29 protein-coding genes are annotated in these 24,833 nt (G+C 36.3%); 14 read left to right on the plus strand and 15 right to left on the minus strand.

The features are described 5' to 3' along the window. Positions 1 to 51: 51 nt before the first annotated feature. The 5 genes from AC23MB_RS10430 to AC23MB_RS10450 all read right to left on the minus strand — a co-directional run bounded on the left by AC23MB_RS10430 (position 52) and on the right by AC23MB_RS10450 (position 4,227). On the minus strand, positions 52 to 1,320 hold the full coding sequence (locus tag AC23MB_RS10430) for a bifunctional folylpolyglutamate synthase/dihydrofolate synthase (RefSeq protein ID WP_374329263.1): 1,269 nt from the start codon (positions 1,318 to 1,320) through the stop codon (positions 52 to 54). Positions 1,321 to 1,394: 74 nt separating this feature from the next. Further along, entirely contained in the window at positions 1,395 to 2,045 is a 651-nt protein-coding gene (locus AC23MB_RS10435) for a hypothetical protein (RefSeq protein ID WP_312323590.1), read from the minus strand. 1 nt (position 2,046) lies between these two features. Next, on the minus strand, positions 2,047 to 2,685 hold the full coding sequence (locus AC23MB_RS10440) for a MotA/TolQ/ExbB proton channel family protein (RefSeq protein WP_431412186.1): 639 nt from the start codon (positions 2,683 to 2,685) through the stop codon (positions 2,047 to 2,049). Between the two features lie 57 nt (positions 2,686 to 2,742). Continuing rightward, entirely contained in the window at positions 2,743 to 3,672 is a 930-nt protein-coding gene (locus AC23MB_RS10445) for a ferric siderophore ABC transporter substrate-binding protein (protein WP_487787210.1), read from the minus strand. Between the two features lie 96 nt (positions 3,673 to 3,768). Next, a complete protein-coding gene (locus AC23MB_RS10450) occupies positions 3,769 to 4,227 on the minus strand; it encodes a hypothetical protein (RefSeq protein ID WP_079666422.1) in 459 nt (152 codons plus the stop codon). A gap of 169 nt (positions 4,228 to 4,396) precedes the next feature. On the opposite strand from AC23MB_RS10450, the gene AC23MB_RS10455 reads away from it, so the two are divergent. Further along, entirely contained in the window at positions 4,397 to 6,208 is a 1,812-nt protein-coding gene (locus tag AC23MB_RS10455; RefSeq protein ID WP_313031040.1) for a DUF885 domain-containing protein, read from the plus strand. A 56-nt stretch (positions 6,209 to 6,264) separates the two neighbouring features. Here the strand turns inward: AC23MB_RS10455 and nth are convergent, their stop codons facing one another. Continuing rightward, on the minus strand, positions 6,265 to 6,885 hold the full coding sequence (gene nth / locus AC23MB_RS10460) for an endonuclease III (RefSeq protein ID WP_313031037.1): 621 nt from the start codon (positions 6,883 to 6,885) through the stop codon (positions 6,265 to 6,267). 28 nt (positions 6,886 to 6,913) lie between these two features. Here nth and bcp point away from each other — a divergent pair, with 28 nt between their 5' ends. Next, positions 6,914 to 7,363: a thioredoxin-dependent thiol peroxidase gene (gene bcp / locus AC23MB_RS10465; RefSeq protein ID WP_374329264.1), complete on the plus strand. Its 450-nt coding sequence runs from the start codon at positions 6,914 to 6,916 to the stop codon at positions 7,361 to 7,363. A gap of 237 nt (positions 7,364 to 7,600) precedes the next feature. On the opposite strand, the gene AC23MB_RS10470 is transcribed toward bcp, so the two are convergent. The 3 genes from AC23MB_RS10470 to AC23MB_RS10480 all read right to left on the minus strand — a co-directional run bounded on the left by AC23MB_RS10470 (position 7,601) and on the right by AC23MB_RS10480 (position 11,422). Continuing rightward, a complete protein-coding gene (locus AC23MB_RS10470; RefSeq protein WP_313031030.1) occupies positions 7,601 to 8,119 on the minus strand; it encodes a GNAT family N-acetyltransferase in 519 nt (172 codons plus the stop codon). Between the two features lie 2 nt (positions 8,120 to 8,121). Further along, positions 8,122 to 9,189, minus strand: a complete 1,068-nt coding sequence (locus tag AC23MB_RS10475) for a calcium:cation antiporter (protein WP_312322115.1) — start codon at positions 9,187 to 9,189, stop codon at positions 8,122 to 8,124. Between the two features lie 100 nt (positions 9,190 to 9,289). After that, positions 9,290 to 11,422: a S46 family peptidase gene (locus tag AC23MB_RS10480; protein WP_312322116.1), complete on the minus strand. Its 2,133-nt coding sequence runs from the start codon at positions 11,420 to 11,422 to the stop codon at positions 9,290 to 9,292. Between the two features lie 164 nt (positions 11,423 to 11,586). Here AC23MB_RS10480 and AC23MB_RS10485 point away from each other — a divergent pair, with 164 nt between their 5' ends. Both AC23MB_RS10485 and AC23MB_RS10490 read left to right on the plus strand, forming a co-directional pair. Then, the gene (locus AC23MB_RS10485) at positions 11,587 to 11,952 is read left to right on the plus strand and encodes an META domain-containing protein (protein ID WP_312322117.1); all 366 of its coding nucleotides are present in this window, start codon (positions 11,587 to 11,589) and stop codon (positions 11,950 to 11,952) included. 17 nt (positions 11,953 to 11,969) lie between these two features. Next, entirely contained in the window at positions 11,970 to 12,383 is a 414-nt protein-coding gene (locus AC23MB_RS10490; RefSeq protein ID WP_312322118.1) for an OsmC family peroxiredoxin, read from the plus strand. Here the strand turns inward: AC23MB_RS10490 and AC23MB_RS10495 are convergent. Further along, complete coding sequence (locus AC23MB_RS10495; RefSeq protein WP_312322120.1) at positions 12,380 to 12,676, minus strand: hypothetical protein; 297 nt, start codon at positions 12,674 to 12,676, stop codon at positions 12,380 to 12,382. The two genes, AC23MB_RS10490 and AC23MB_RS10495, sit on opposite strands and share 4 nt — an antisense overlap. A 95-nt stretch (positions 12,677 to 12,771) precedes the next feature. Here AC23MB_RS10495 and hflX point away from each other — a divergent pair, with 95 nt between their 5' ends. The 6 genes from hflX to AC23MB_RS10525 are packed head-to-tail and all read left to right on the plus strand — an operon-like array spanning position 12,772 to position 17,626. Beyond that, on the plus strand, positions 12,772 to 13,986 hold the full coding sequence (gene hflX, locus AC23MB_RS10500; protein WP_312322122.1) for a GTPase HflX: 1,215 nt from the start codon (positions 12,772 to 12,774) through the stop codon (positions 13,984 to 13,986). Further along, on the plus strand, positions 13,976 to 14,635 hold the full coding sequence (locus AC23MB_RS10505) for a DUF4919 domain-containing protein (RefSeq protein WP_312322123.1): 660 nt from the start codon (positions 13,976 to 13,978) through the stop codon (positions 14,633 to 14,635). Before hflX ends, AC23MB_RS10505 begins: the two co-directional genes overlap by 11 nt. Before the next feature lie 21 nt (positions 14,636 to 14,656). Further along, a complete protein-coding gene (locus AC23MB_RS10510) occupies positions 14,657 to 15,943 on the plus strand; it encodes a cation:proton antiporter (protein ID WP_487787211.1) in 1,287 nt (428 codons plus the stop codon). Continuing rightward, positions 15,944 to 16,576 carry a CatA-like O-acetyltransferase gene (locus AC23MB_RS10515; RefSeq protein WP_487787212.1) on the plus strand — a complete coding sequence of 211 codons (633 nt, stop codon included), beginning with the start codon at positions 15,944 to 15,946 and terminating at the stop codon, positions 16,574 to 16,576. A 7-nt stretch (positions 16,577 to 16,583) separates the two neighbouring features. After that, positions 16,584 to 17,300: a DNA alkylation repair protein gene (locus tag AC23MB_RS10520; RefSeq protein ID WP_487787221.1), complete on the plus strand. Its 717-nt coding sequence runs from the start codon at positions 16,584 to 16,586 to the stop codon at positions 17,298 to 17,300. Next, on the plus strand, positions 17,300 to 17,626 hold the full coding sequence (locus AC23MB_RS10525) for a DUF6122 family protein (RefSeq protein WP_313031006.1): 327 nt from the start codon (positions 17,300 to 17,302) through the stop codon (positions 17,624 to 17,626). Before AC23MB_RS10520 ends, AC23MB_RS10525 begins: the two co-directional genes overlap by 1 nt. On the opposite strand, the gene AC23MB_RS10530 is transcribed toward AC23MB_RS10525, so the two are convergent. After that, the gene (locus AC23MB_RS10530; RefSeq protein WP_313031064.1) at positions 17,623 to 18,000 is read right to left on the minus strand and encodes a group III truncated hemoglobin; all 378 of its coding nucleotides are present in this window, start codon (positions 17,998 to 18,000) and stop codon (positions 17,623 to 17,625) included. The genes AC23MB_RS10525 and AC23MB_RS10530 overlap by 4 nt on opposite strands. Before the next feature lie 215 nt (positions 18,001 to 18,215). Here AC23MB_RS10530 and AC23MB_RS10535 point away from each other — a divergent pair, with 215 nt between their 5' ends. The 3 genes from AC23MB_RS10535 (at position 18,216) to AC23MB_RS10545 (ending at position 19,614) form a co-directional block, all read left to right on the plus strand. Continuing rightward, a complete protein-coding gene (locus AC23MB_RS10535) occupies positions 18,216 to 18,707 on the plus strand; it encodes a YkgJ family cysteine cluster protein (RefSeq protein ID WP_487787213.1) in 492 nt (163 codons plus the stop codon). Between the two features lie 112 nt (positions 18,708 to 18,819). Then, the gene (locus tag AC23MB_RS10540; RefSeq protein WP_374329268.1) at positions 18,820 to 19,125 is read left to right on the plus strand and encodes a hypothetical protein; all 306 of its coding nucleotides are present in this window, start codon (positions 18,820 to 18,822) and stop codon (positions 19,123 to 19,125) included. Between the two features lie 228 nt (positions 19,126 to 19,353). After that, on the plus strand, positions 19,354 to 19,614 hold the full coding sequence (locus AC23MB_RS10545) for a hypothetical protein (protein WP_313030994.1): 261 nt from the start codon (positions 19,354 to 19,356) through the stop codon (positions 19,612 to 19,614). 37 nt (positions 19,615 to 19,651) lie between these two features. Here AC23MB_RS10545 and hemE read toward each other — a convergent pair whose 3' ends face one another. From hemE to hemA, 4 genes are read right to left on the minus strand one after another with little or no spacing between them, the layout of a single operon-like run. Continuing rightward, a complete protein-coding gene (gene hemE / locus AC23MB_RS10550) occupies positions 19,652 to 20,677 on the minus strand; it encodes a uroporphyrinogen decarboxylase (RefSeq protein WP_313030991.1) in 1,026 nt (341 codons plus the stop codon). A 5-nt stretch (positions 20,678 to 20,682) separates the two neighbouring features. After that, the gene (locus AC23MB_RS10555) at positions 20,683 to 21,351 is read right to left on the minus strand and encodes a uroporphyrinogen-III synthase (protein WP_313030988.1); all 669 of its coding nucleotides are present in this window, start codon (positions 21,349 to 21,351) and stop codon (positions 20,683 to 20,685) included. Between the two features lie 18 nt (positions 21,352 to 21,369). After that, entirely contained in the window at positions 21,370 to 22,284 is a 915-nt protein-coding gene (hemC, locus tag AC23MB_RS10560) for a hydroxymethylbilane synthase (protein WP_313030984.1), read from the minus strand. Continuing rightward, on the minus strand, positions 22,259 to 23,548 hold the full coding sequence (gene hemA / locus AC23MB_RS10565) for a glutamyl-tRNA reductase (protein ID WP_313030981.1): 1,290 nt from the start codon (positions 23,546 to 23,548) through the stop codon (positions 22,259 to 22,261). The genes hemC and hemA overlap by 26 nt, the downstream gene beginning before the upstream one ends. Before the next feature lie 256 nt (positions 23,549 to 23,804). On the opposite strand from hemA, the gene AC23MB_RS10570 reads away from it, so the two are divergent. Beyond that, complete coding sequence (locus AC23MB_RS10570) at positions 23,805 to 24,830, plus strand: rod shape-determining protein (protein ID WP_079666444.1); 1,026 nt, start codon at positions 23,805 to 23,807, stop codon at positions 24,828 to 24,830. Positions 24,831 to 24,833 lie beyond the last annotated feature (3 nt).

Here is a 24,833-nt window from a genome sequence, read left to right on the forward strand (position 1 = left end):
ACCCTCTTTTCGAGATTTATTTTCTCGTTTTGAGTGGTGCAAATATACAACTTATTCTTTACTCTCCAAATTTTTTTCTAAAAATTCTCCTACAACAAAGTTACTTCCACCAATAAAAATAATTTCGTTTTCTGTAGCTTCTTGTTTTGCAGCAAGATAGCCGTCTTGTACATTGTCAAAAATTTTATAAAAATTTTTCGCTTCTTCTAATAGATTTTTATAATCTTCTGGGTGTCGACCACGATGTATCGCAGGTTTTACAAAATAATAAGTCGAGTTTTCTGGAAGAATTTTCATGACTTCATCTATTTTTTTGTCATTAACAAAGCCTAAAACAATATGTTTTTTTTGTGGAAAACTATTAAGTTGGGCAAAAACTTGCTCTAATCCCGCTTGGTTATGTCCTGTATCGCAAATTGTCAACGGTTTTTCGGCGAAAATAAACCAACGTCCAATAAAACCAGTATTTTTATGAACATTAAGAAAGCCTTCACGGATATTTTCTTCTGTTATGTTTAATCCAAGTTTTTTTAATTCTTCAACAATCGCAAACACTACCTTTTTATTTTTCGCTTGATAAATACCTTGTAAGTCCGATGGATAGTCGATATTTAATTCTGTTGCGTCGATATACATTGCGCCAACTTCTAAAGCCTTATTTTTGATGATATCTTTGACAATTGGATTTTCATCACCAGAAATTATTGGAATATTAGCTTTAATAATGCCTGCCTTTTCGAATGCGATTTCTTCGATTGTCTCACCCAAAACATTTTGATGATCTAACTGTACATTTGTAATAGCGCTCACCAAAGATTTAATAATATTGGTAGCGTCCAGTCGTCCACCCAGACCAACTTCAATTATCGCATAATCGACACTTTGACGTTTAAAAAACTCAAATGCCATAATGGTTGTAAATTCAAAAAAAGATGGCTGAATCTCGTCAGGAAGCTCTTGTAATTTCAGAATCATCTCATATACAAAATGCTTGTCACATTGTTTTCCGTCAACTTTAATGCGTTCTGTAAAATGGATTAAATGTGGTGAATTGTAAAGTCCGACTTTGTAAGCAGATTCTTGAAGAATGGAAGCTAACATATTACTCGTCGAACCTTTGCCGTTGGTTCCGCCAATGTGGATGCATTTTAGGCTGTCTTGAGGATTTCCGAAATGCTCGCAGAGTTTGGTAATGTTTTGTAAACCTGGTTTGTAGGCAGATTGTCCATCACGTTGATAGTTGGGAACTTGCGCAAACAACCAATCGATGGCATCTTGATAGTTTCGTTCTGTAAATTCTTTAGGAGATTTTAACGACATAATTCTTTAAGTATGGTGTAAAAGTAATGCTGAGAATCTTTAGATTGATAAAGATTCAAAAGTTTAATAAAAATTTAAAACTTAATGATGTAAGTTCCTGTTGATGTTTCGTTGGTTTTTTTCTCCGCTTTCACGTATTTCTTCAACCAAATAACAGCGGCAGTAACCGCACATGGATCCGAAATTCCCTTGTTGCGACCAGCAGAAGTCACATTTCCGGCTTCGTCCACAGTAATATACATACTTAATTCGCCTTTAGCTTTGCAATTATTAGTCGGCAACTTTCCTGCTTTACCCATAGTTCCTGGGATAAAGGCTGTTAGTTTTCGTTCTGTACCGATTTTCGTTTTCTTAGGCTCTTTAGATTTTTTGTCTTCCTCCTTTTTAGTTTTTAAATCCTCTTTCTTTTGCTTTGCGACATTTTCGTCTTCCTTTGTTATAAGAGGTTCTTCTTTGGCGCTAGGTTTTGTGACAACAGTATCGATAGGCTGTACAGCAACATCAGGAACGTAAATTTCAGGTTTTGAAAGACTGTCTATTTCAGGTTCTTCAGCTAGAGTTTCAGGCGCAACCACAAGACTGTCAATAGCCGCATTGGGTATGCTAGCTTCGGGATGTGTGAATCTAGAATTTGCCCAAAACAAACTAATCACCAATAAGGCAAGGACGATGTACATCCCAACAGGAATTCCGGTTAAAGCTCTGGTTTTTCTGCGGAAATTCATCTTATGCAGGCTTGTTAATAACGTCTAAAAATTCGTTGGTATGGTATTGAATTTTCATCACCATATAATCGATTTTAGCTACTAAATAATTATTAAAAATGTAGGCTAAAAACCCAACAATTAATCCAACCAAAGCTGGAGATAAAGCTTTATAGAAAGCTGCTGACATCACTTGTTGAGAATCAATAGAGTTATGACTCATCCCAGAAAAAATAGAAGCAATTGCAATGACACTTCCGATACTTCCCAAAATAGGCGCAATACCAGAAAAACTTGCTAAATAATTAACGTATTTTTCAGCATAATGAACTTCAACCTGCGCTTGAGTTTCCATCGCGTTAGAAATTTCACTGATCGGTCGACCAACACGCGAAAGTCCTTTTTCTATACAACGTGCTTCGGGAGAATCATCTCTTCTACAAAAATCAATAGCTGCATCAATACGCGCTTCGCTGAGCATGTCATTAATATTTTTAATCAAATAAGGATCAACTTTATTTTCTTTATTAAGTTTTAAAACACGAACTACAAAGAAGTAACATACCGCCAATCCGATAAGAAATAAAATGATAACGATAAGTGTCTCAATAAGTCCACCACCAAAAAGAAATTCTAATACAGAAATATGTTTGTCTGCCATTTGATTTTAAAAATTTTATGACGTTAAAGTTAGGTTTTTATTAGGTTTTAAAGAAATTTAAAACACGATTTTATAGGTTCCTTTTGATGAAACAGAAGATTTTTCCGCTTTCACATATTGCTTCACCCATTTAATAGAAGTCGACACAACACATGGATCCGAAACGCCGCCAGCACGCGATGCTGAAATAACATTTCCAGCTTTGTCAACTGTGTAGGCAATAGTTATGCTACCAGAGCCAGAGCAATCATGTTTTGGTTGTGCGCCACCACGTCCCATGGTTCCAGGGATAAATCCAACCAATTTTCTATCAACACCAATTTTGCTATCGCCATCTCCTGCGCCGCCAAGTGGATCTCCTGCATTTCCGCTACCAGAGCCTGTACCTTGGCTTGATCCTTTTTTACCTCGACCTGCAAGTAGGTTTCCAATTGCAGCGTTACCTCGTCCATCGCCAGTTCCGCCTTCTTTCTTTATCGGACCTTTTGTTTTTGGTGCGGCATCAGATTTAGCAACTGTTGTAGACGTCGTATTTGTTTTCGCTTTTTTATCAGCTTTAGACGCTTTTGGTGTAACAACAACCGCTTTTTCTCGTGTTGGGACAGGGACAGTATTTTCAGGAATTGGTTTGTCAGCCTTTTCGATGCTTGGTTTTTCTACTTCCGCAATCTCTTCCTGATGTTTTTCAATAAGTGGAGCAGGGCTAGATTCTGATTTCTTCGGTTCTTCGATGCCTTTTCCGTTGGTGTTGTCTCCGAAGTTTATGAGCATATTGGTAACATCCATTTGTACCATATCTTCGTGCTCATCTTTTTTGTCATTGGGGGCTTTTACTCCTGAAAAGAACAATAAAAACAATAACAAAAATACGGAAACTCCTAATAATAAAGCCTTCGTAAGTGTATGCTCATAATGTTTACGAAAAGCATAAGCGCCGTAAGCTTTATGTCGGTCTTCAAATACTATGTCGTCTAGATCTTGATACATTTACTTTTGGTTTTATTACAGAAAAGCCTATCTGTCGTTATAAATTGTTACTATAACGAGTTAGATAGGTTTTATATTATTAGGTTAAATTATCGACTAATCATCAACTTCGATGTCATCTTGTTTGAAATGACATTTTAGCTTAAATGGAATCGTCTCGTCGCTACCTGTGTAGAAGTCATCTATCTCACCTTCCCAAAAAAGTTGTAACTCACCATTTTCGTTAAGGTCAAAGCTTAATTCATTTTCATAAAGATAAGCATCTTCGTCGTCGAACAGATCAACTTCCGTATAGACTACATCGTCGTTATCATCGATTTTAAAACTTTGATTTTGAAGATTTTCGGAGTTAATTGGAAAGTCGGAAACCTTGAACGACAATTGTGGAAAATTGTACTGAAGCGAATCGTCATCTACATGATCCAGAGAGTCATCCGTAATTATTTCAACTTCCAAAGTGTTTAACGAATTGTTGTAGACTGCTTTGCAATACGTGTTCTGGATGTGATATTTTAAAGTTTCATCCGGATGATAAATTTTTAATAGCCCTTTCATTGTAAGGTTTACTAATGTTGTTTGTTTTTAAATTGATTATTGTATTAGAACAAAGATAAAAAATTGATTTAATTGGGAAAATTTTTGTTTTAAAATTTTACATCAATTGTTATAATTGAAAAGTTATGAGATTTCGTTAATTTTGTTAGCTATAAGTCCAATTTGAAATATGAAGAAGATACTAATTAACATAAGCCTTGGTGTTTTGATACTAGTTGCTGCGAGTTCTTGCAAAAAGAATGATTCGCCTGTGCAAAAAGTTCAAGATCAACCTAATAAAGGATCTAACCTAAATGACATCGCTGATAAATATTATGAGGAATATCTCAAGATGTATCCTTTGGAGTCCACAGCACAAGGTGATAGCTTGTACAATGATCAATTGCCGATTAATATAGCACCAGAATTTATTTCTAAAGAAATTTCGTTTTATAATGATGTACAAAAACAGCTTAAGCAAGTCGATTATGATGGACTTTCGGATGAAGATAAAGTGGTGTATGATGTGCTAGATGCGACACTAAAAGATAAGGTGGAGCGCTATGTTTATCATCCAGAATATATTCCGTTCACGCAATTCTCTGGATTGCCGTTGGAGTTTCCGTTGTTCGGAAGTGGGAAAGGCAGTCAACCTTTCAAAACCGAATTGGATTACGAAAATTGGTTAAAGCGTATGGATCAGTTTCCGCTATGGATGGATGCGGCGATTACAAATTTCAGAACAGGGATGTCAAAAGGCGTTGTTCTTCCAAAATCTTTGGTTGTTAAAATGATTGATCAAATGGCGGCTGAGGAGATTAATACTTTAGATTTTAATAAAAATATTTTCTTTGGGCCGATTAAAAATTTACCACAGAACTTTAAACCTGTTTCTGCTAATAAATACGCTAAACTTTATCAGGAAGCTATTAAAAGTAAAATTGTCCCTGCGTACATAAAAATGCATACGTTTTTAAAAGATGAATATCTTCCGAAAGCTAGATTGACAGACGGTTACAATGCGCTTCCTTCTGGCGATAATATTTATAAATACTATGTTAAAAGTTGGACAACAACCGACAAAACACCAGAAGATATCCATGCTTTAGGTCTTAAAGAAGTGGAACGAATCCGTAAAGAAATGGATGTTGTTAAAAATAAAGTTGGTTTCAAAGGAAGTTTGGAAGAATTTTTAACCTTTGTAAAACAAGATCCGAAGGCAATGCCTTACAAAACGTCGAAAGAGATTTTGGAAGGTTTTCAATCAATTTTGGATAAAATCACACCACAGCTCCAGACGATGTTTAATGTAACACCGAAAACACCTTTCGAAATTCGTCAAACCGAAAAGTTCCGTGAAGCGAGTGCGAGTGCAGAATATATCCAAGGTACGCCAGATGGCAAACGTCCAGGTATTTTTTATATTCCGATTCCTGATCCTAAAAAGTTCAATGTAACTTCTGGAATGGAATCTTTATTCTTGCACGAAGCGATTCCAGGGCATCATTACCAAGTTTCATTACAACAAGAAAATACTAAGTTACCGAAATTCATGCGATTTGGATGGTTAGGCGCTTATGGAGAAGGTTGGGCATTGTACTGCGAATCTTTGGGTCCTGAGTTTGGACTTTATACCGATCCTTACCAAAAAATGGGTTCTTTAAGTGACGAAATGTTACGTGCCGTACGTTTGGTGATTGATACAGGTTTGCATACAGGTCAAATGAATCGTGAGGAAGCTATTAAATACTTTTTGAGTAATGTTGCTTATGACGAAGCTGGTGCAATTGCAGAAGTGGAACGTTATATGGCGATGCCCGGTCAAGCTTTAAGTTATAAAATTGGTGCACTAAAAATCCGTGAACTTCGCGACAAATACCAAAAACAATTGGGTAAGAAGTTTAATATTGCGACTTTCCATGATGAAGTGCTTAGCCAAGGTTGTTTGCCATTAGATGTCTTAGATCGAAAAATGAATCTTTGGTCTAAAAAACAAAAATAAATAATTGATGTTATAATCCAGAGGCGCCGAATCTCCGATTCGGCGCCTCTGGACTTTTACTTTTCAAAAAGCATTTTCGTGATAAAATCTTTTTCCCCTTTTCCTCGTGCTGGCGAATATTCTCTACCATAGAAAATAATCTGAAGATGCAGTTTGTTCCAAGTATTTTCTGGCCAAAGTTTTTTGGCGTCCTTTTCAGTTTGCACAACATTTTTTCCTTCCGTCAATTTCCACTGTTTCATAAGGCGGTGGATGTGTGTATCGACAGGAAAAGCTGGAACTCCGAAAGCTTGGCTCATAACAACCGACGCCGTTTTATGTCCCACGCCTGGTAAAGCTTCTAGCTCCTCAAAAGTTTGCGGAACTTCGCCGTTATGGCGTTCTAACAAAAGCTCAGACATTTTTTTTAAGTTTTTCGCTTTGGTATTGCTGAGGCCGATTTCTTTGATGAGTTCTTTTATTTCCCATTCTTCCAATTTTGCCATGCGCTGCGGCGTTCCTGCAACTTCAAACAAGGCTGGCGAAATTTCGTTAACCTTTTTGTCTGTTGTTTGCGCAGACAAAGCAACGGCTACTAAAAGCGTGAATGCATCGGTGTGGTGCAACGGGATTGGTTGCACAGGGTATAATTTTTCCAATTCGTCCAAGACGATTTGGGCTCTTTGTTTTTTTGTCATATTGGACGTAAATTTACACAAAAAAGAAATGTTGAATGTAGGTGATGCGCTTCCAGAGTTCGAAGCCAAAAATCAAAATGGTAAAATAATTAAGTCTTCCGATCTTAAAGGCAAAAAATTAGTTGTTTTCTTTTATCCAAAGGCAAGTACGCCAGGTTGTACGGCAGAAGTTTGTAATCTTCGCGACAATTATTCGGTGCTAAAAAAGCAAGGTTATCAATTACTTGGCGTTAGTGCCGATTCCGAAAAACGTCAATTAAATTTCGCTACTAAAAACGAATTGCCTTTCGATTTGTTAGCTGATGAAAGCCACGATATTATCGAAAAATTTGGGGTTTGGCAGCTTAAGAAATTTATGGGACGGGAATTTATGGGTATTGTCAGAACGACTTTTGTGTTTGACGAAAATTCCATTTGTACCGAAGTTATCGAAAAAGTAAAAACCAAAGACCACGCCGCGCAGATTTTAGAATTTTAAAATTTGGGCGTGCCCCTTTGTTTTCCATTGACTACAACTTCATAGGTTTTCAAAAAAACCTATGAAGTTTCCCAGCCGCCAAAACAAGCGGGTCGGTCTCCGCGCAGTCGCTTTTGTTGTGGTGACTTAGACTCCGCTCAACCACCACAACAAAGAGCTCCAACAATGCGCTTCGCCCTCACGCAGATTCGGCGTTCTTAGAAGATTTTGAAACAGTAGAATTTATTTTAATAAAAACTACAACTCCATTTCGTAGTACATCAATTCATCATCGTCATCCGCAAAAGGTTTTACCATTTTTTGATAACTCAGACCCAGTTTTTCGATAAGTTTTTGAGATGCAATATTAGTAGGAAGTGTAATTGCTGATACTTTTTTTAATCCAAATTCAGATTTTGCAACTTCTAAGATTTTCATAGAAGATTCGTAACCATAACCTTTGCCGTCAAAGCCGTCAAGAAATGCAAATCCGATATCGGCAACCTCAAGAGCTTCTCTTTTAAAAAGTCCACTCGAACCAATTTTGTTTCCGTTTTCTTTTAAAATTAAAGTATAACTTCCAAAACCATTTTTTTCAAAATTAGGAATATGTCGATCGATGATGTATTGCTTAGCATCCTCTTTTGTTTTGATGTTTCGGTCGCCGATATATTCAATCCATTTTAGGGAGTTCATCAATTCAAAAATAAAATCTACATCTTCTAAATCTGTTGGTTTTAGAATAAGTCTTTCGGTTTCAAAACTTTTGTAACTCATCTTTAGGGTACAATTACAGTGAAAATATAAGCCATTAACACCACGAGAAGCACAACACCGTATAAAACATTGGTTTTTCCTCGATTTAGCGAGAGCATTACAATATATAAGGATAATGCCATCAATACCATCGATTTGATGTCAAGTCCGAGCACCAATGGGAAATCGTAGATTAAACAAACAATAGCAACAGCAGGAATTGTAAGTCCAATACTTGCTAAAGCAGAACCCAAAGCAAGATTAAGGCTGGTTTGCAAATGATTTCTTCGTGCTGCTTTTATCGCGGCAACGCCTTCTGGTAGGAGCACAACAGCTGCAATAATAACGCCGACTAGCGATTTGGGAGCTCCAGCATTGTGCACAATTTCTTCAATTTTTGGAGAAAGCGCTTTCGCCATTAGTACAACAATTCCGAGACAAATTAAGAGATAAACCAAACTAACAATGGTATTAGTATTAGTTGGCGGAACAACATTATCATGTTCGCCTTCACCCTCTGCTAGAAAATAGTTACGATGACGTACCGTTTGCACCATCAGGAAAGTACCATAGATGATAAGTGATGCTATCGCAAAGAATATTAACTGCGCATTGTTAAACAATGGAGCGTTAATACTTGTTGTATAATTTGGGAGAACTAAAGTCAAAACCAAAATCGCAACTAAACTTACCAAAGCAGTATTGGCGGAAGATCTTGCAAAATATTGCTCATGAAACTTTGCGCCACCCACCAAAAGACATGCGCCGAGAATTCCATTTAAGATTAACATAATGGCAGCAAAAACGGTGTCACGCGCTAAAGTAACTGCAGAATCGCCTCCTGCAATCATAAGTGATATAATAAGAGCAACTTCAATAATGGTGATAGCTAGAGCAAGAATGATGGTTCCGAATGGCTCGCCGACTTTTAACGCGACAACTTCGGCATGATGAACTGCCGACAAAACACATGTTATGAGTAACACGGCTCCTATTAAACTGAACCAGCCGTTGTTATCTGTGATTCCCGTAAAATAATATATCCATGCTAAAATCGGGAAAATGTGAGTCCAGTGCAGTTTGAGCTTCATCGAAATTCTATTTGTCACAAAATACAATTTTTTGAAAAAAGATGCAAAAAAAAGAGACGCTAAATTTAGCGTCTCTTTAATATTTATAAATCTGTAAGGATTATTTAGAAAGTTCCATTTCGCTGATAAGGTGACCAGCGCCAGAGAATTTGTCAATTACCCAAAGTACAAATCTTGCATCAACATTGATGGTTCTCTGTAATTCTGGTTCGAAAACGATATCACCGCTCAAAGCTTCACTGTTACCATCGAAAGCAAGTCCGATTAGGTGACCGTTAGCGTCTAAGATTGGAGATCCAGAGTTACCACCTGTAATGTCGTTGTTTGATAAGAAGTTAACGTATAGGTTACCGTCTTTGTCAGCATATTGACCGAAATCTTTTTTCTTAGCTTGGCTGATCAATTTTGTAGGAAGATCAAATTCTTCATCTCCTTTTTTATACTTAGCAACCATACCATCGATAGTTGTGTAGTAGTTTTCTTTGATGCCTTTGTAGTTTCTATCAGCTCTTTTTGGAAGTGTATCGATAGATCCATAAGTTAATCTCATTGTTGAATTAGCATCTGGATAGAAGCTTTTGTTAGGTTGAGATTTTCTCAATCCGTCTAAGAATAATCTTGTGTTGTTAGCAAAATTATCATCTACTTTCTCGTAAGTCTCACTAGCTAATTTTTGTTCAGTAACGATACCGTCAGCGATTTTCTTAAGTGGATCCGCATCGATAGCTAATCTATCTGGGTTGTTTAAGAATTTCATAGCAGAATCTTTGTTAGCAAAGATAGAAGCAAACGCTACATTCGCAAGAGAAGGGATGTCAGTCTTCATAATTGTAGGAGATGCAACTTCTTTGTTAACTCTTAATTGATAAAGGTTAAACATCGCTGTTAACATATTACCTTCCAATTGAGGATTGAAAGTTTCGTACATTCTATTGATAGCGTCAGTTACCTTTTGCTTCATTTGAGCTTTTCCGTTGTCATCTTGGTCAGCATAAGTTTTGAACATGCTTCCTAAAGATGCAGCAATACTCACATATTTAGCGTTTCTCGAAAGTTGAGACATGTAGTTTCTTTCAACATTTCTGTTAGAAACTTGTTTGTAATAAGCATCGATGTTAGGAAGAACTCCGAAGTACGTTGCGTTATTATCTGGCATAGCCGCCCATTGCGAGTAAGCTTGCTCTACTTTTTGTTTGTCAGCAATTGTTCCGTTTTTGATAACAGCATCAATTGTGCCTTGTCTGTTTTTCCAATAGTTAGCGACAGATGCATATTGAGACGCATAACCTAACTTAACAGCTTGGTCTTTGTCCATGTATTTTTTCATAACATCCATAGCAACTTTAGAAGCTTCTACCCAAGCTGGATAGTCTTTTTCTACCATTTGCTTAATACCATAAGATGTTAAATAACGGTTAGTTCTGCCTGGATAACCCATGATCATTGCAAAATCACCAGGCTTGTATCCTTTAAGAGAAACAGGTAAAGAATGCTTAGGCTTTAACGGAACGTTGTTAAGAGAGTATTCTGCTGGGTTTCCACTAGCATCAGAATAAATTCTGAATACTGAGAAATCTGCAGTATGTCTTGGCCACTCCCAGTTGTCTGTATCTCCACCGAATTTTCCTAATGAGTTAGGAGGCGTACCAACTAATCTAACGTCTTTGTAGTCTTGATATACGAAATAATAGAACTCGTTACCGTTAAAGAAATCTCTTACGATTACCGTATATTTTCCGTTTTCGCTGTTTTCAGCTTGGATTGCTTTATATTCTGCATCGATAACTTTTTTTCTATCTTCAGCAGACATGTTGTTATTCAATTTAGAAGTAATTCTTTGTGTAGCATCATCCATTCTTACTAAGAATCGTACAGAAAGACCTTTAGCAGGAAGTTCTTCACTTCTCTTCATTGCCCAAAAACCATTTGTTAAATAGTCTTTTTCTGGTGTAGAAAGCGCTGCGATGTTACCGTATCCACAATGGTGGTTAGTGAATAATAAACCTTCTTTAGATACAACTTCTGCCGTACATCCACCACCGAATTGTACAATAGCGTCTTTAAGACTTGAGTTGTTAACCGAATAGATTTCTTCAGGCGTCAATTTTAGGCCTTCTTTTTGCATGTCAACGCCATTAAGACGCTTGATAAGCATTAATAGCCACATTCCTTCGTCTGCTCTCATCTGAGCAAAACTCAAAAGAAAAGTAAGTGCTAAAAATATTCTTTTCATAGAGTAAAATTTTTGCTGGCTAATTTACTCAATTTATTCTATAAAGTCTTAATTTTAGAGTGTTAAAATGATGTTTAACCCAAATTTTAGCTGAAATGAAACTTGTAAAATCAAAATATTTTCTTTTTCTCATCCCTTTATTCATTCTTTTAAATTGTAAGGTTTTGATTTCCAAACAGAACTTACCCACCGAGTTAGAACGACAATGGATGTTAACGTCTATTACAGGTTTTACTAAAGAAAAATTAATAAAAAATAAAGTGCAGCTAGATCTGACGCAATATTCTGGCAGGAAAGCCAATCTTGGTTGTGGCGACTTTTTAGTTGGAGTGCATCAAGTTAACGCAGATAAAATTAAATTTAAAACCAAAGAAAATTCTTCTAAAAAATGTATCGATTCTGATGTTTTAGAATATGTTTTCAGAAACGAATTAGGCACTGTTAATCGTTATAAAATTGAGGGACATTTCTTAAAATTATATCAAAACGACAAAATTGTCATGGAATTTGTAGCTGCTGATTGGGATTAACCTTAAAACAAAATAGTATGAAAAGACAAGCAACAGCCGTATGGACCGGCACCGTAAAAGAGGGAAGTGGTCATTTGACAACTGCCAGTAAAGTTTTAGATACCACGCAATATTCTTTCAAAAGTAGATTCGAAGATGGGATTGGAACAAACCCTGAAGAGCTTTTGGCAGCAGCACATGCAGGATGTTTCACCATGAAAACTTCCGCAGATTTGACAGAAGCTGGTTATGTGCCAGAAAGTTTAGAGACGACATCTGTAGTCGTGTTCGAAGATGGAAAAATTGCAAGATCCGAGTTGACTTTAACAGCAAAAGTTCCAGGGATTTCGGATGAAGAGTTTCAAAAAATTGCTGCGAAGGCAAAAGAAACTTGCCCAGTAAGTGTTGCTTTTAGTTTCGAAAAAACCTTGACAGCAACTTTGGTTTCTTAGTTTTTTGTATCAAATTTAGTAACATTCCAAAATAGTTCTGCGGTTTTCGGTAGAGGTATTTTGGAGTTTTTATTTATAATAAAATCCTTTGTAGATGAGGTTTTATCGCAATAGTTTTTGATTTTAATTAAATATAATTCTGCATCATTTGTTGTAAAAGAGATTTTAAAATCATCTCTCAATTCTTCATTTTCAAAAGCAAAACAAACTCTGCTAGAATCTTCATTGTTTAGTTCGAGTTTCAAAACATTTTGCAAATGATCCAATAAAATTTCAAAATCTATAGGCTTCATAATTTTTAAAATTAATAAAAAAAAATAAGCTTTGTTTTTTGCATTTTTTATTCAAAAAAACTATCTTGTGAAACTTACAAAAAGATACATATTTAATGCTAGATAAAAAAACACATCAATACGAAAAAGCCGTATTGGTAGGACTTGTAACCAGAGATCAAGACGAAGAAAAACTTCAAGAATATATGGATGAGTTAGAGTTTTTGGCGTATACGGCGGGTGCAACTGTCGAAAAACGTTTTACCCAAAAATTGACTCAGCCAGATTCTAAAACTTTTGTTGGGAGCGGAAAAGCTGAAGAGATAAAAGCTTATGTTAAAGAAAATGAAATCGGAACCGTAATTTTCGATGACGAACTTTCGCCTTCTCAGCTTAAAAATCTTGAACGCGAAATTGAAGTTAAAATCCTTGACAGAACCAATCTTATCCTCGATATTTTTGCACAAAGAGCACAGACGTCTTATGCGAGAACGCAAGTGGAATTAGCTCAGTATCAATATCTTTTACCACGATTGACCAGAATGTGGACCCACCTCGAAAGACAAAAAGGGGGGATTGGGATGCGTGGTCCAGGAGAAACGGAAATCGAAACCGATAGACGTATTATCCGTGACCGAATTACTTTGCTAAAAGAAAAATTAAAAACCATCGACAAGCAAATGGCGACGCAACGCAACAACCGCGGAAAGGTTGTGCGTGCTGCTTTGGTGGGTTATACCAATGTTGGAAAATCAACTTTGATGAATGCACTTTCGAAGTCGGAAGTGTTTGCTGAGAACAAATTGTTTGCGACGCTAGACACGACTGTGAGAAAGGTTGTCATCGGCAATTTGCCTTTCCTTTTGACAGACACTGTTGGGTTTATCAGAAAACTACCTACGCAATTGGTGGAGTCTTTTAAGTCAACTTTGGATGAGGTTCGTGAGGCGGATTTGTTAATTCATGTTGTGGATATTTCGCACGAAAGTTTCGAAGATCATATCGCATCGGTTAATCAGATTTTGATGGAGATTAATGCGCATCAAAAACCAATGATTATGGTGTTTAACAAAATTGATGATTTTTCTTACGAGAAAAAAGAAGATGATGATCTAACGCCGTCAACACGCAAAAATATCTCTTTAGAAGAATGGAAAAAAACGTGGATGGCAAAATCGAAATATCCAACGGTTTTCATTTCTGCATTGACAAAAGAGAATTTTTCGGAGATGAAAAAAATGATCTATGATGAGGTGATGAAAATTCATATCTCGCGCTTCCCATACAACGATTTCTTGTTCGAATATTTTGAGGATGAAGATGAAGAATAATTTAAAACTAAACTTTATCAAAAGCTTATTCTTTCTAGGATTTCTAATTTTAGGAGGTTTTGCTTTTGGTCAAAATAAAATTGATTTTTCTGAAATCAAAAAAAATGTCCAAGACAAAGAGTCACCTTATTATTACGAAAGATTGTTGTTCAAATTCCGAGGAATGCCGCAGTCTATCGACAGTACAGAAGCTTTTAATTTGTATTACGGCTCCAAATTTACAGATCATCACCTTGAAGAAATGAATCCGAACTTTAGCAAGTTTCGTGAAAAATTTCAGCAACGGGATTTTAAAGAAGCGATAAAAATTGGTGAAGATTTACACTTCAAAGCGCCGACTAATCTTGAGGTTTTGCTGATACTTTTGCAATGTTATGAACAAGAAAAAAATCAAAACAAATTCGTCTGGACGATACAAAAGTTCAGGATGATTTCTGCGACAGTTCTTACCTCTGGCGAGGGTAACAAAGAGTATTCTCCATATCTCGTTAACACGGTTGGCGAAGAATATGTCTTGCTGAACCTTCTGAAAGTCCCTTTTCAAAATTATAAACGTTCTTCAAAATCAACCAAAGACGGGATGATGGATATTTGGGAAAAAGATGGCGAAAAAATATACATTAACGTGGTGGGTTATGCCCCAGAATAGAATTTAATTTAAAACAAATAAATGGAGTTATATTACTCATTCTCAGTCTTAATTGTACTGGCTTCGATATTTTCTTACATTAATTATCGATTCTTAAAATTACCGAGCACGATCGGTATCATGGTAATTGCGATTGCCGTTTCTATATTTTTAGTATTTTTTGGTGAGGCGGTTCTACCTCGGACTTTTGGTCATCTTCACGACCTTATGAATAGCATCAATTTCACGGAAGTTCTTATGGGAGCGATGCTAAATTTTCTACTCTTTGCAGGAGGAATCCACATCAACATTAATGATCTAAAAGAGCAAATTTGGCCCGTTGTTGTTTTTTCCACAGTCGGCGTTGTAATTTCTACCTTTATTGTAGGTTTTGGCGTGTTTTATATTTTGCCTTTGGTCGGTATCGAAATGCCTTTGCTGTATTGTTTGGTTTTTGGTGCTTTAATTTCTCCAACCGATCCAGTTGCTGTTTTAAGTATTTTAAAACAAGCTAATGTTTCAAAATCATTAGAGACTAAAGTTGCTGGTGAATCCTTATTTAATGATGGTATGGCAGTTGTGTTTTTTGCGGTGTTGTTGCAGTTAGCGACTGGTGTCGATATTGATATTACGGCTGAAAGTATTGCTGTATTATTGATGAAAGAAGCTGGTGGCGGTATGTTGCTGGGTGTACTTTTGGGGTATTTCACATCGAGATTAATGCGCGAAGTGGATGATTATATTATCTCTGTTTTGGTGACATTGTCCGTAGTTATGGGAGGTTATCTTATTGCAAAACAATTACATATTTCGGGTCCGTTGACGATGGTTGCGGCAGGATTGTTTATGGGGAATTTTAATAAAAATTTCAAAATGAAATCCATCACCCAAGATTATTTAATTAAATTTTGGGAGCTTATTGACGAAATCTTAAACGCTGTTCTATTCCTATTTATCGGCTTCGAATTATTAATGATAAAAGATTTAGATCATTACATGATTCCAGGCCTTATCGCTATTGTAATTGTATTGATTGCAAGATTTATATCGATTTGGGGGCCGACGCAATTTATGTCTTTTAAATCGAGGTTTACACCACAAACGGTTAAAGTTTTGGTTTGGGGCGGTATTCGCGGCGGTGTTTCCATTGCGTTGGCGATGTCTATACCGAAGAGTGAATACAGCACGATTATATTAAGTATCACATATTGCGTAGTTGTTTTCTCGATTATTGTACAAGGCTTAAGTATTGGTAAGATGGCAAATCCTAAGAAAATTGCAACTGAAGAAGAATTGCAAGATGAACAAATCTCTGAAAATTTGCATTAAATGAAGTCTGAAATTAATATCGAAACTTGGAATCGCAAAGAGCATTTCAATTTGTTTTCGAATATGGATATGCCGTCGTTTGGTATTGTGACCGAAGTCGATTGTACCGAAACTTTTAGGTTAGCAAAAGATAGAAATGAATCGTTCTTTGCGCACTATCTTCATAAGTCGATGGTCGCGGTTAATAAAGTTGATGCTTTTAAATTGAGAATCGACAACGACAAAGTTTTTCAATATGATGTAATCCATGCTGGATCGACGATTGCAAGAGAAGACGGAACTTTTGGTTTTGCTTTTATGGACTTTTCTAACGATTTTAAAACCTTTAATGAAGCTTTACAAAGTGAAATAAAAGCTGTGCAAGAATCAGAAGGACTTAGACTTAGCAATGATGATTTGGATTTAAACTTAATAAGGCATTCGACGTTTCCGTGGCATCAATTCACTTCGATTTTGCATCCTGCGAATGTTAATAATAAAGAAAGTATTCCGAGAATTGTCTTTGGTAAATTTTCTGAAAAAAATGGTCGAAAGATGATGCCAATTTCTGTTGAAGCGCATCATGGATTAATGGATGGACGACATATCGCAATGTATTTGGAGGAGTTCCAAAAGCAACTAAATTTGGATTAAAAAAATGATGATTGTTGAAGATATAAGCGCAGCTTTGCAGGATTTAGCAATTCCTGAAAAGAAGGAATTTTTCCCTAGGTTTTTTAAAACTGGCGAAGGAGAATATGGCGAAGGCGATTTGTTTTTGGGCGTAAAAGTTCCGGATCAACGCATGGTTGCCAAAGCTTTCTACGAAAAAATTAGTTTAAAAGAATTAAAACAATTGTTGTCCTCCAAATATCACGAAGAACGTTTGACGGCTTTGTTGATGTTGGTTCTTAAATTTGAGAAAGCTAAAAAAGATAAAACTGTTCAGCAAGAAGTGGTCGATTTCTATCTTAATAATCTAGAATTTGTAAACAATTGGGATTTGGTGGACAGTACGTGTTACAAAATTTTAGGAAGATTCGCTTTCGAAAATGATCAACCAGAATTATTGCGAAAGCTATCAAAGTCCGATGAAATGTGGCATAAGCGCATTGCAGTTGTTGGGACGATGCACTACATTAAAAAAGGTGAGTTTGAGTTGACAAAAGAATTTGTTGTTCGAAATCTAAAACATCCACACGATTTGATGCATAAAGCTAATGGCTGGTTGCTTCGCGAAATGGGCGGTAAAAATGAGCAAGAACTTCTGGATTTTCTGAATCTACATTATAAAGAAATGCCTCGTACTTGTTTGCGTTACGCTATCGAAAAGTTGAACGAAAATTTACGTCAAGATTATCTAAAAGGCATTATCTAATGGAAATTGCACGTCCGATCATTCATTATTTTTTGCATCTTATTTTTCCGATTGCGTTGGCGTGGCTATTTTTTCGGAAAGATGGGAAGAAAGCTTATTTCCTAATGTTGTTGACAATGTTGGTCGACGTAGATCATCTTTTTGCAACGCCGATTTTTGACCCGAACAGAGGAAGTGTTGGTTTCCATTTGTTTCATGGTTATGTGCCGATTGGCGTTTATATTTTGATGCTTTTTTTTAAAGGAAATATTAGGATTTTAGGTGTTGGATTGTTGTTCCATATGTTTACAGATTTTCTCGATATGCAAATGAATCCGCATCTCTAGGAGCGCGCGATTTTCATCTTATAAGACATGATACGTGCAATATTTTGTGCACGAAGTAGGGCTGTCGCTACATTTTGGCCTTCAAAATTTTCTTCTAAAGTCTCTTGCCACAATGCAAGCCAACGATCAAAATGATGTTCTTCTAAAGCAACAACATGATTGAGTGGGAAATGGACACGCATCGGATTGCCGTCGTACACGGAATTCCCTAAAAGGATGCTTTCCCAGAAGTTGTACATTTTGGGTAGATGTTTTTTGAGATCGATTTGTGCAATGTCTGTGAAGAAAAATCCGATTGTGTCATCGATAACAACTTTATCATAAAATTTGTCTACGAGTTCTTCGATATCAGTTCTTGTTTCTAAAGCTTTCATATTAACAAAGTTAGGATTTATAATGGATTGGTTATTAGTACTTTCTTTGATTTTTATCATTAAATGAAATTCGGAGTGCTATCTGCGCCCCAGATTGAGCGGCCTGTTTGAGCTCGTCTCTCGGGCGGGATTTGCTTTGGCGAGAGACAGCGAGTAGCGAAAGCTGGAAATGGCGCCCAAAAAATTATGTAATTTTGTAGCCTTAAAATTCGGTTTTGGAAATTGAACATTATAAAAAATTGGCGGAGCAAAAGTCAAAAGAACATAAAAAATTCTTGGAGCAACTAAAGAAAAAGCCACCGAAAAACCTCGATTATGTTGTGGAAGATACGCATGAAGAGACTTTTGAGGAAATCGATTGTCTGTCTTGTGCGAATTGTTGTAAAACGACAGGACCGCTTTTTACAGAAAAAGATAAAGAGCGAATCGCGAAGCATTTGCGCATGAAGATTTCGGATTTTGAAACGAAATTTTTGCGTGTTGATGAAGATCAAGATTGGGTTTTGCAATCGACGCCTTGTTTTTTCTTGGATCCAAATGATAATAAATGCAGCATCTACGATGTGCGTCCAAAAGCCTGTCGCGAGTATCCGCACACGAATCGAAAGAAGATTTATCAAATCAATAATTTGACTTTGAAGAATACGCTAATCTGCCCAGCAACCTATGTTTTCGTAGAAAAATTAAGAAAAGTTTTGGAGAAATAATTTATTTTCATAAGCTTTCTTAAAGTGTTTTAAAATGTATTAAATTTTTGATTTCTAAATATTATTGGGAAATATTTCGGCGTTTAAGGTTTGTAACACTAGACGAATATTTATGAAAAAGTTATTTTTCGCAGCACTTTTTATGACTGGCGGAATGGTGGCAGTGAGTGCGCAAACTACAGAAACAAAGAAAGCTAAAACTACAGAAGTCACTGCTGTTGAGGAAGTGCAAACGACGCCGAAGTTGACAGAAGAAAATCCAGCAACGACGAAGAAGGAAAGTGATAAAAGTATTATCACGAACGACAAAAAGCTAAAGAGTAAATTGAATAAAGAAAAAGCGACAAATCAACCAATGCTACAAGAGGCTGAACCTGCGAAGCAAGAAGGGTCTAGAAAAATAGAGAAAGTTGAGTAAGTTATTAGAGTAGTTTTTGATTTGACAATCCTCGGAAGCGTAGCTCCGAGGATTGTCTTTTTATATAATAATCCAATATTGTATTATTGTACAGAATTATTTTAAAATAGTTAATAAATACGATTTACTTTATTTTGCAATAAGTTAAAAAATGTTAAAATAAAATGAAAATTGTTTTTATTCAAAATAATTTCGTTATTTAGTTGTCACTAAATCAAAAAAATTGTTATGAAAAAAGTTTTACTAACCGCAATGCTTCTTGTTGGCGGTGTTGCTTTGATGAGTGCACAATCTGTGCAAGGTAGTGCCGACATGAGAGAAGCGAAAAAAGCTTCTATTAAGCCTAAAAAAGAAAAGACAAAGCAAGAGACAATTGTTCAGCCTTTAAAAATGTTTGACGCAGGTTCATCAGAACAAGCTAAAGCTAATGCAAGAGCTAAAGAAAATGGAAAAGCAGCTGTAGAGCCAACAGCAAGAAAAAAGAACTAAAATAAAACCCGAAGCAAAGCTTCGGGTTTTTCTATTTTTATGGTTTCCATTCTACAACAGCGCGGATAAATGCTTCCGCATTTTCTACCGGAATATTTGGTAGAATACCATGGCCAAGGTTGGCGATGTATTTATCTTTCCCAAAACGATTAATCATCTCATGTACCATTTTTCTGATAATTTCTGGTGAAGAATGCAATCTTGCTGGATCGAAGTTACCTTGTAATGTGATATTGTTTTTTGTCAATTGTCTTGCAATTTCTGGCGTTATCGTCCAGTCAACACCCAAACCAGACGCTTTAGATTTTGACATTTCTTCTAATGCAAACCAACATCCTTTTCCGAAAACTACAACTGGAGAAACCAAGCTAAGTTCTTCAACGATTTGATTGATATATTGCCAAGAGAATTCTTGATAATCTGCAGGAGAAAGCATTCCGCCCCAAGAATCAAAAATCTGTACTGCAGAAACACCTTTTTCAACTTTACGTTTTAGATAAGCAATGGTTGTATCTGTAATCTTTTGAAGTAAAGAATGTGCAGCTTCTGGATTTGTAAAACAAAAAGATTTTGCAATATCAAAAGCTTTAGAACCTTTTCCTTCCACACAATAACAAAGAATCGTCCACGGACTTCCCGCAAATCCAATTAACGGAATCTCATTATCAAGTTTTTGTAAAGTCAATTCGATGGCGTCAAAAACGTAATCTAAAGTATCATCAACATCCGGAACTTCGATCGCATCAACTTGCTCTTTAGTTCTGATAGGATTGTCTAGCCAAGGCCCAACAGATTCTTTCATTTTGAAATCGATACCCATCGCTTGTGGAACTACCAAAATGTCCGAAAACAAAATTGCAGCATCCAACGGAAATCTTCTGATAGGTTGCACGGTGATTTCTGCAGCCAATTCTGGCGTTTGACAACGTGTGAAAAAATCGTACTGGTTGCGCAATTCGATAAATTCTGGAAGATATCTTCCCGCTTGACGCATCATCCACACTGGCGGTCTTTCAACAATTTCGCCTTTCAGAGCTCTTAGATATAAATCGTTTTTAATCATATTCTTTATTTTTTGTCTGATGCGTAGTCGCGAATCAGATTTAGTAGATCTTCGATAGTATTTTTATCGCTAGTCAAAATCTTCTCGGAAGTCCAATTTTTAATTTCGTTGGTTGTTGTATCGCCAATTGAAAATATCGTTTTTCCTTCCAAAGTGTTATTTGTAGTAAAACTTCTGACGCCACTTGGACTAAAAAATGCAACGGCGTCAAAATCTTTATTATATATTGGTTCCGTTAGTTTTGTCTTGTACGAAACAATTTTTTTATAATCTTTTTCTAAATTTTTAAAGGTTTCCGAAAGCTTTTCTAAAGCAATGTCAGCACAAAAATGAAGATAAGTTTCATTTTTATTTTCTTTAATAAAATAAATAGAAAGTTCTTCTGCGTTCTTTTCAGTTTTAACAACATTAAAACCTTTTTGTGCTAAAAAAAATTGAGATTGCTCTCCAACACAATAGATCGGATTTTTTGGTGTTAATTGCTTAGAAGTTTCGTTATTAAAAAAACTTTTAACAGCGTTAATGCTTGTAAAAATCAAAGCTTTATCGTTGATGTTTTCAGTTTCGAAATTAAGGTTTTCGATGCTAATAACATCCACAAAGTCCACAACAATATCATCTCCTAATTTGGAAATGTCTGCGTCATTGATATGTTTGGTTAACAATAGGCGCATTGTTTTTGACTTTTAAAATTAAAGTTTAATTTGAGATTTTATAAGAAGCATCATGTCTTTTCCACCTCTTTCTAAGACTTGTCTTGCGATTTCTGCTCCGAAGTTCTGTTCAGGATTCCAGTCGATAGTTTCATCAACGTTGATGCAATCTTTTCCATCCAGAGAACAAAGTCTCCCTTGGAATCTTATTTTATCACCGATAAACTCAGCGTGCGCTCCGATCGGCGCGGTACAACCACCTTCCAAAGTTCTTAAAAACTCACGTTCGATCTGGATGCATTTTTGTGTGGCGTCGTGATTAATCTGTTTTAAAACTTGAGTTAAATCAATATCTTCTGCACGATTTGCAATACAAACAACACCTTGCGATGGCGCTTGTAAAAGGAAATCAACTTCTTCGAAGTCAATATCAAGTTCCATTCTTTTAAGACCTGCCAAAGAAAATAATGTTGCGTCGGCAACGCCATCTTCTAGCTTTTTGAGACGAGTTTGTACGTTACCTCTAATGTCTGCAAACTCTGTATTATGGAATGTATGCGACCAAAAAGCACGTCTTCTCAAACTGCTTGTTGCGATTTTAAGATCTTTAAGGTCTTTATCTTTTGCATCTGTTTTTCTCACCAAAACATCTTGCGGGAAATCTCTTTCCAAAACTGCACTAATCTGCGTTCCAGTCGGTAATTGCGTTGGTACGTCTTTAAGCGAATGTACTGCGATGTCGATGTCTTTATTAAGTAAAGCGATGTCTAAATCTTTTGTAAAAACCCCAGTAATGCCCATCGCATACAAAGGCTGCGTAAGGTTTTTATCACCAGACGAAACAATTGGGACGATCTCGGTCGTGTGACCAATAGCTTGTAGTTTAGCAGCCACTTCATTGGCTTGCCATAAAGCAAGTGGACTATTTCTAGTTCCTATTTTTATCGTCGTCATTGTTCTGCTTTTTGGGGTTGTGAAGGACTAAAATCTCCTCCATTAATTTTGAAACTTCATCGGCTTTCCAAGGATTTTCCAAAATGTATTTGGCGAATCGATTGGTTATTTTCTGTATTAATTTATCAGAAAGCTCCATGTCTTCAACCTTTGCATATTGATGACGTTTGTGGATATTATGAAGCTCGTGAGATTCGATTTGTTTCAAAGAGTTTTTGAAATTGTTGATGCTCGGTGCAAATTTTCGCTTGCGTTCCCATTCGGTGAAGTCTTTGCTCATTTCTTTAATGATCGCTTCAGCCTTTGGGATTTCCTTTTTACGTTGCTCCATCGTTTCCGAAATCTGTTGAGATAATTGGTCAACATCGATAAGATCAACTTTTTCTAAATTTCCGATTTCTTTTGCAACGTTATTCGGGATCGATAAGTCAATTACCAGCATTTCTTTGTCAGCTGGGAAGTTGTCAGGATTTACAATAAATTTTTGTGCACCTGTTGCGACAATTAAGATGTCGGTTTTCTTTAATTCTTCTGGGAAATCGTCAAATGCAATTTGCTGAATATTATGTTTTTCTGCAATTTTCTCAGCCTTTTCGAAAGAACGGTTGGCGATTTTTATTTTGGGTTGATAGACATGTTTAACCATGTTTTCGATGGTGTTTTGTCCAATTTCGCCAACGCCAAGTAGTAAAATATTTTTGTCCGAAACATTATTAACATGATTCAAAATATAATGTACAGCAGCGTAAGATACAGATGCTGCGCCATTGCTAATGCCAGTTTCGGTTTTAATTCTTTTAGAAATCTGAATCGCCGAATTAATCGCACGTTCCAGATAAGGGTTAGAAGTTCCTTTATATTTTTTGAATCGGTTGTAAGCGTTTTTAATCTGTGACACAATTTCGAAATCACCAATAATCTGACTTTCGAGACCTGCAGCCACACGGAAAAGATGCAAAACCGCGTCTTCTCTTTGGATAATGTTAACATACTGCAAAAATTCGGAAAGATTAACACCAATGGTTTTACAATATTGTTCTGCAATTAGCAAATAATTAGCAGTTGTCGTGTAGATTTCGGTACGGTTACAGGTGGATACAACGAATGCGTCGCCAAAATTCTGTTCGTGAATTTGGTTGACAAAAGATTTGATATGCTCATCAAAAAACGCAAATTTACCACGTGTTTCGGCGTCTGCTTTTTCGTAGCTAACGCTTAATACTGCAAAATTTGACGTCTTTGAAATGTCCTTATTCTGATTCATTTTAGCTGGCGCAAAGTTAAGCTTTTAAAATGAATATTGGTAGTGATAGCGAGTGACTTGGTCTATGATAATGCTCAGTTTTAATAAAGCCTAAAGTGCTTGTTTTCAGAAGTTACCGAAAGTTAATTGATTTTTCGTCAGTGTTTGTGGATAAGTTTTTTGATTTTAATAAAACTTTAACCTTTTTGAGTAGAGATAAAATCACTAAACTCACGTTAAATTTATATCTTTGTAAATTAAAATAGACAGGTAGAAAATGGGTTTATTAGATATGTTTACGCAAGAAATTGCGATTGACTTAGGGACGGCAAATACATTAATAATTCACAATAATAAAATAGTCATAGATCAGCCATCAATAGTGGCAATCGAAAGACAAAGTGGTAAGCCAATCGCTGTTGGAGAACAAGCGAAGCATATGCAGGGGAAAACACATGAGGATATCAAAACTATTCGTCCTTTGAAGGATGGGGTTATTGCTGATTTTCATGCTTCTGAGCACATGATTAAAGAGTTTATTAAACAAATTCCTGGTATTAAAGGGAAGTTATTTCAACCTGCTTTGAGAATCGTAATCTGTATTCCATCAGGAATTACGGAAGTTGAAAAACGTGCGGTTCGTGACTCTGCGCAAAAAGTAAATGCAAAAGAAGTTAGATTGATCTATGAGCCAATGGCGGCCGCGATTGGTGTTGGTATTGATGTGCAAAAACCTGAAGGTAATATGGTTATCGATATAGGTGGTGGTACAACGGAAATTGCTGTTGTGGCGCTTGGTGGTATTGTTTGTGACAAATCTGTGAAAATTGCAGGTGATGTTTTCACAAGTGATATTGCTTATTATTTGAGAACGCACCATAATTTATATATCGGTGAAAGAACGGCTGAACGTGTGAAGATTGAAGTTGGGTCTGCTGTTGAAGAGTTGGATGTTGACATCGAGGATATTCCGGTGCAAGGTCGTGACTTGATCACAGGTAAGCCAAAAGAAATTATGGTTAACTACAAAGAGATTGCTAAAGCTCTAGATAAATCTATCATCCGCATCGAAGATGCCGTGATGGAAACACTTTCTTTAACGCCTCCAGAATTGGCTGCTGATATTTACAAAACTGGTATTTATCTAGCTGGTGGTGGTGCTTTGTTGAGAGGTTTAGCAGATCGTATCCATAGAAAAACCGGATTACCAGTTTTCGTAGCAGAAGATCCGTTGAGAGCGGTTGTTCGTGGGACAGGTATCGCTTTGAAGAATATGGATAAATTCAATTTCTTGATTAAATAATTT

It is taken from the genome of Soonwooa sp. T0.1_25, assembly GCF_057652215.1.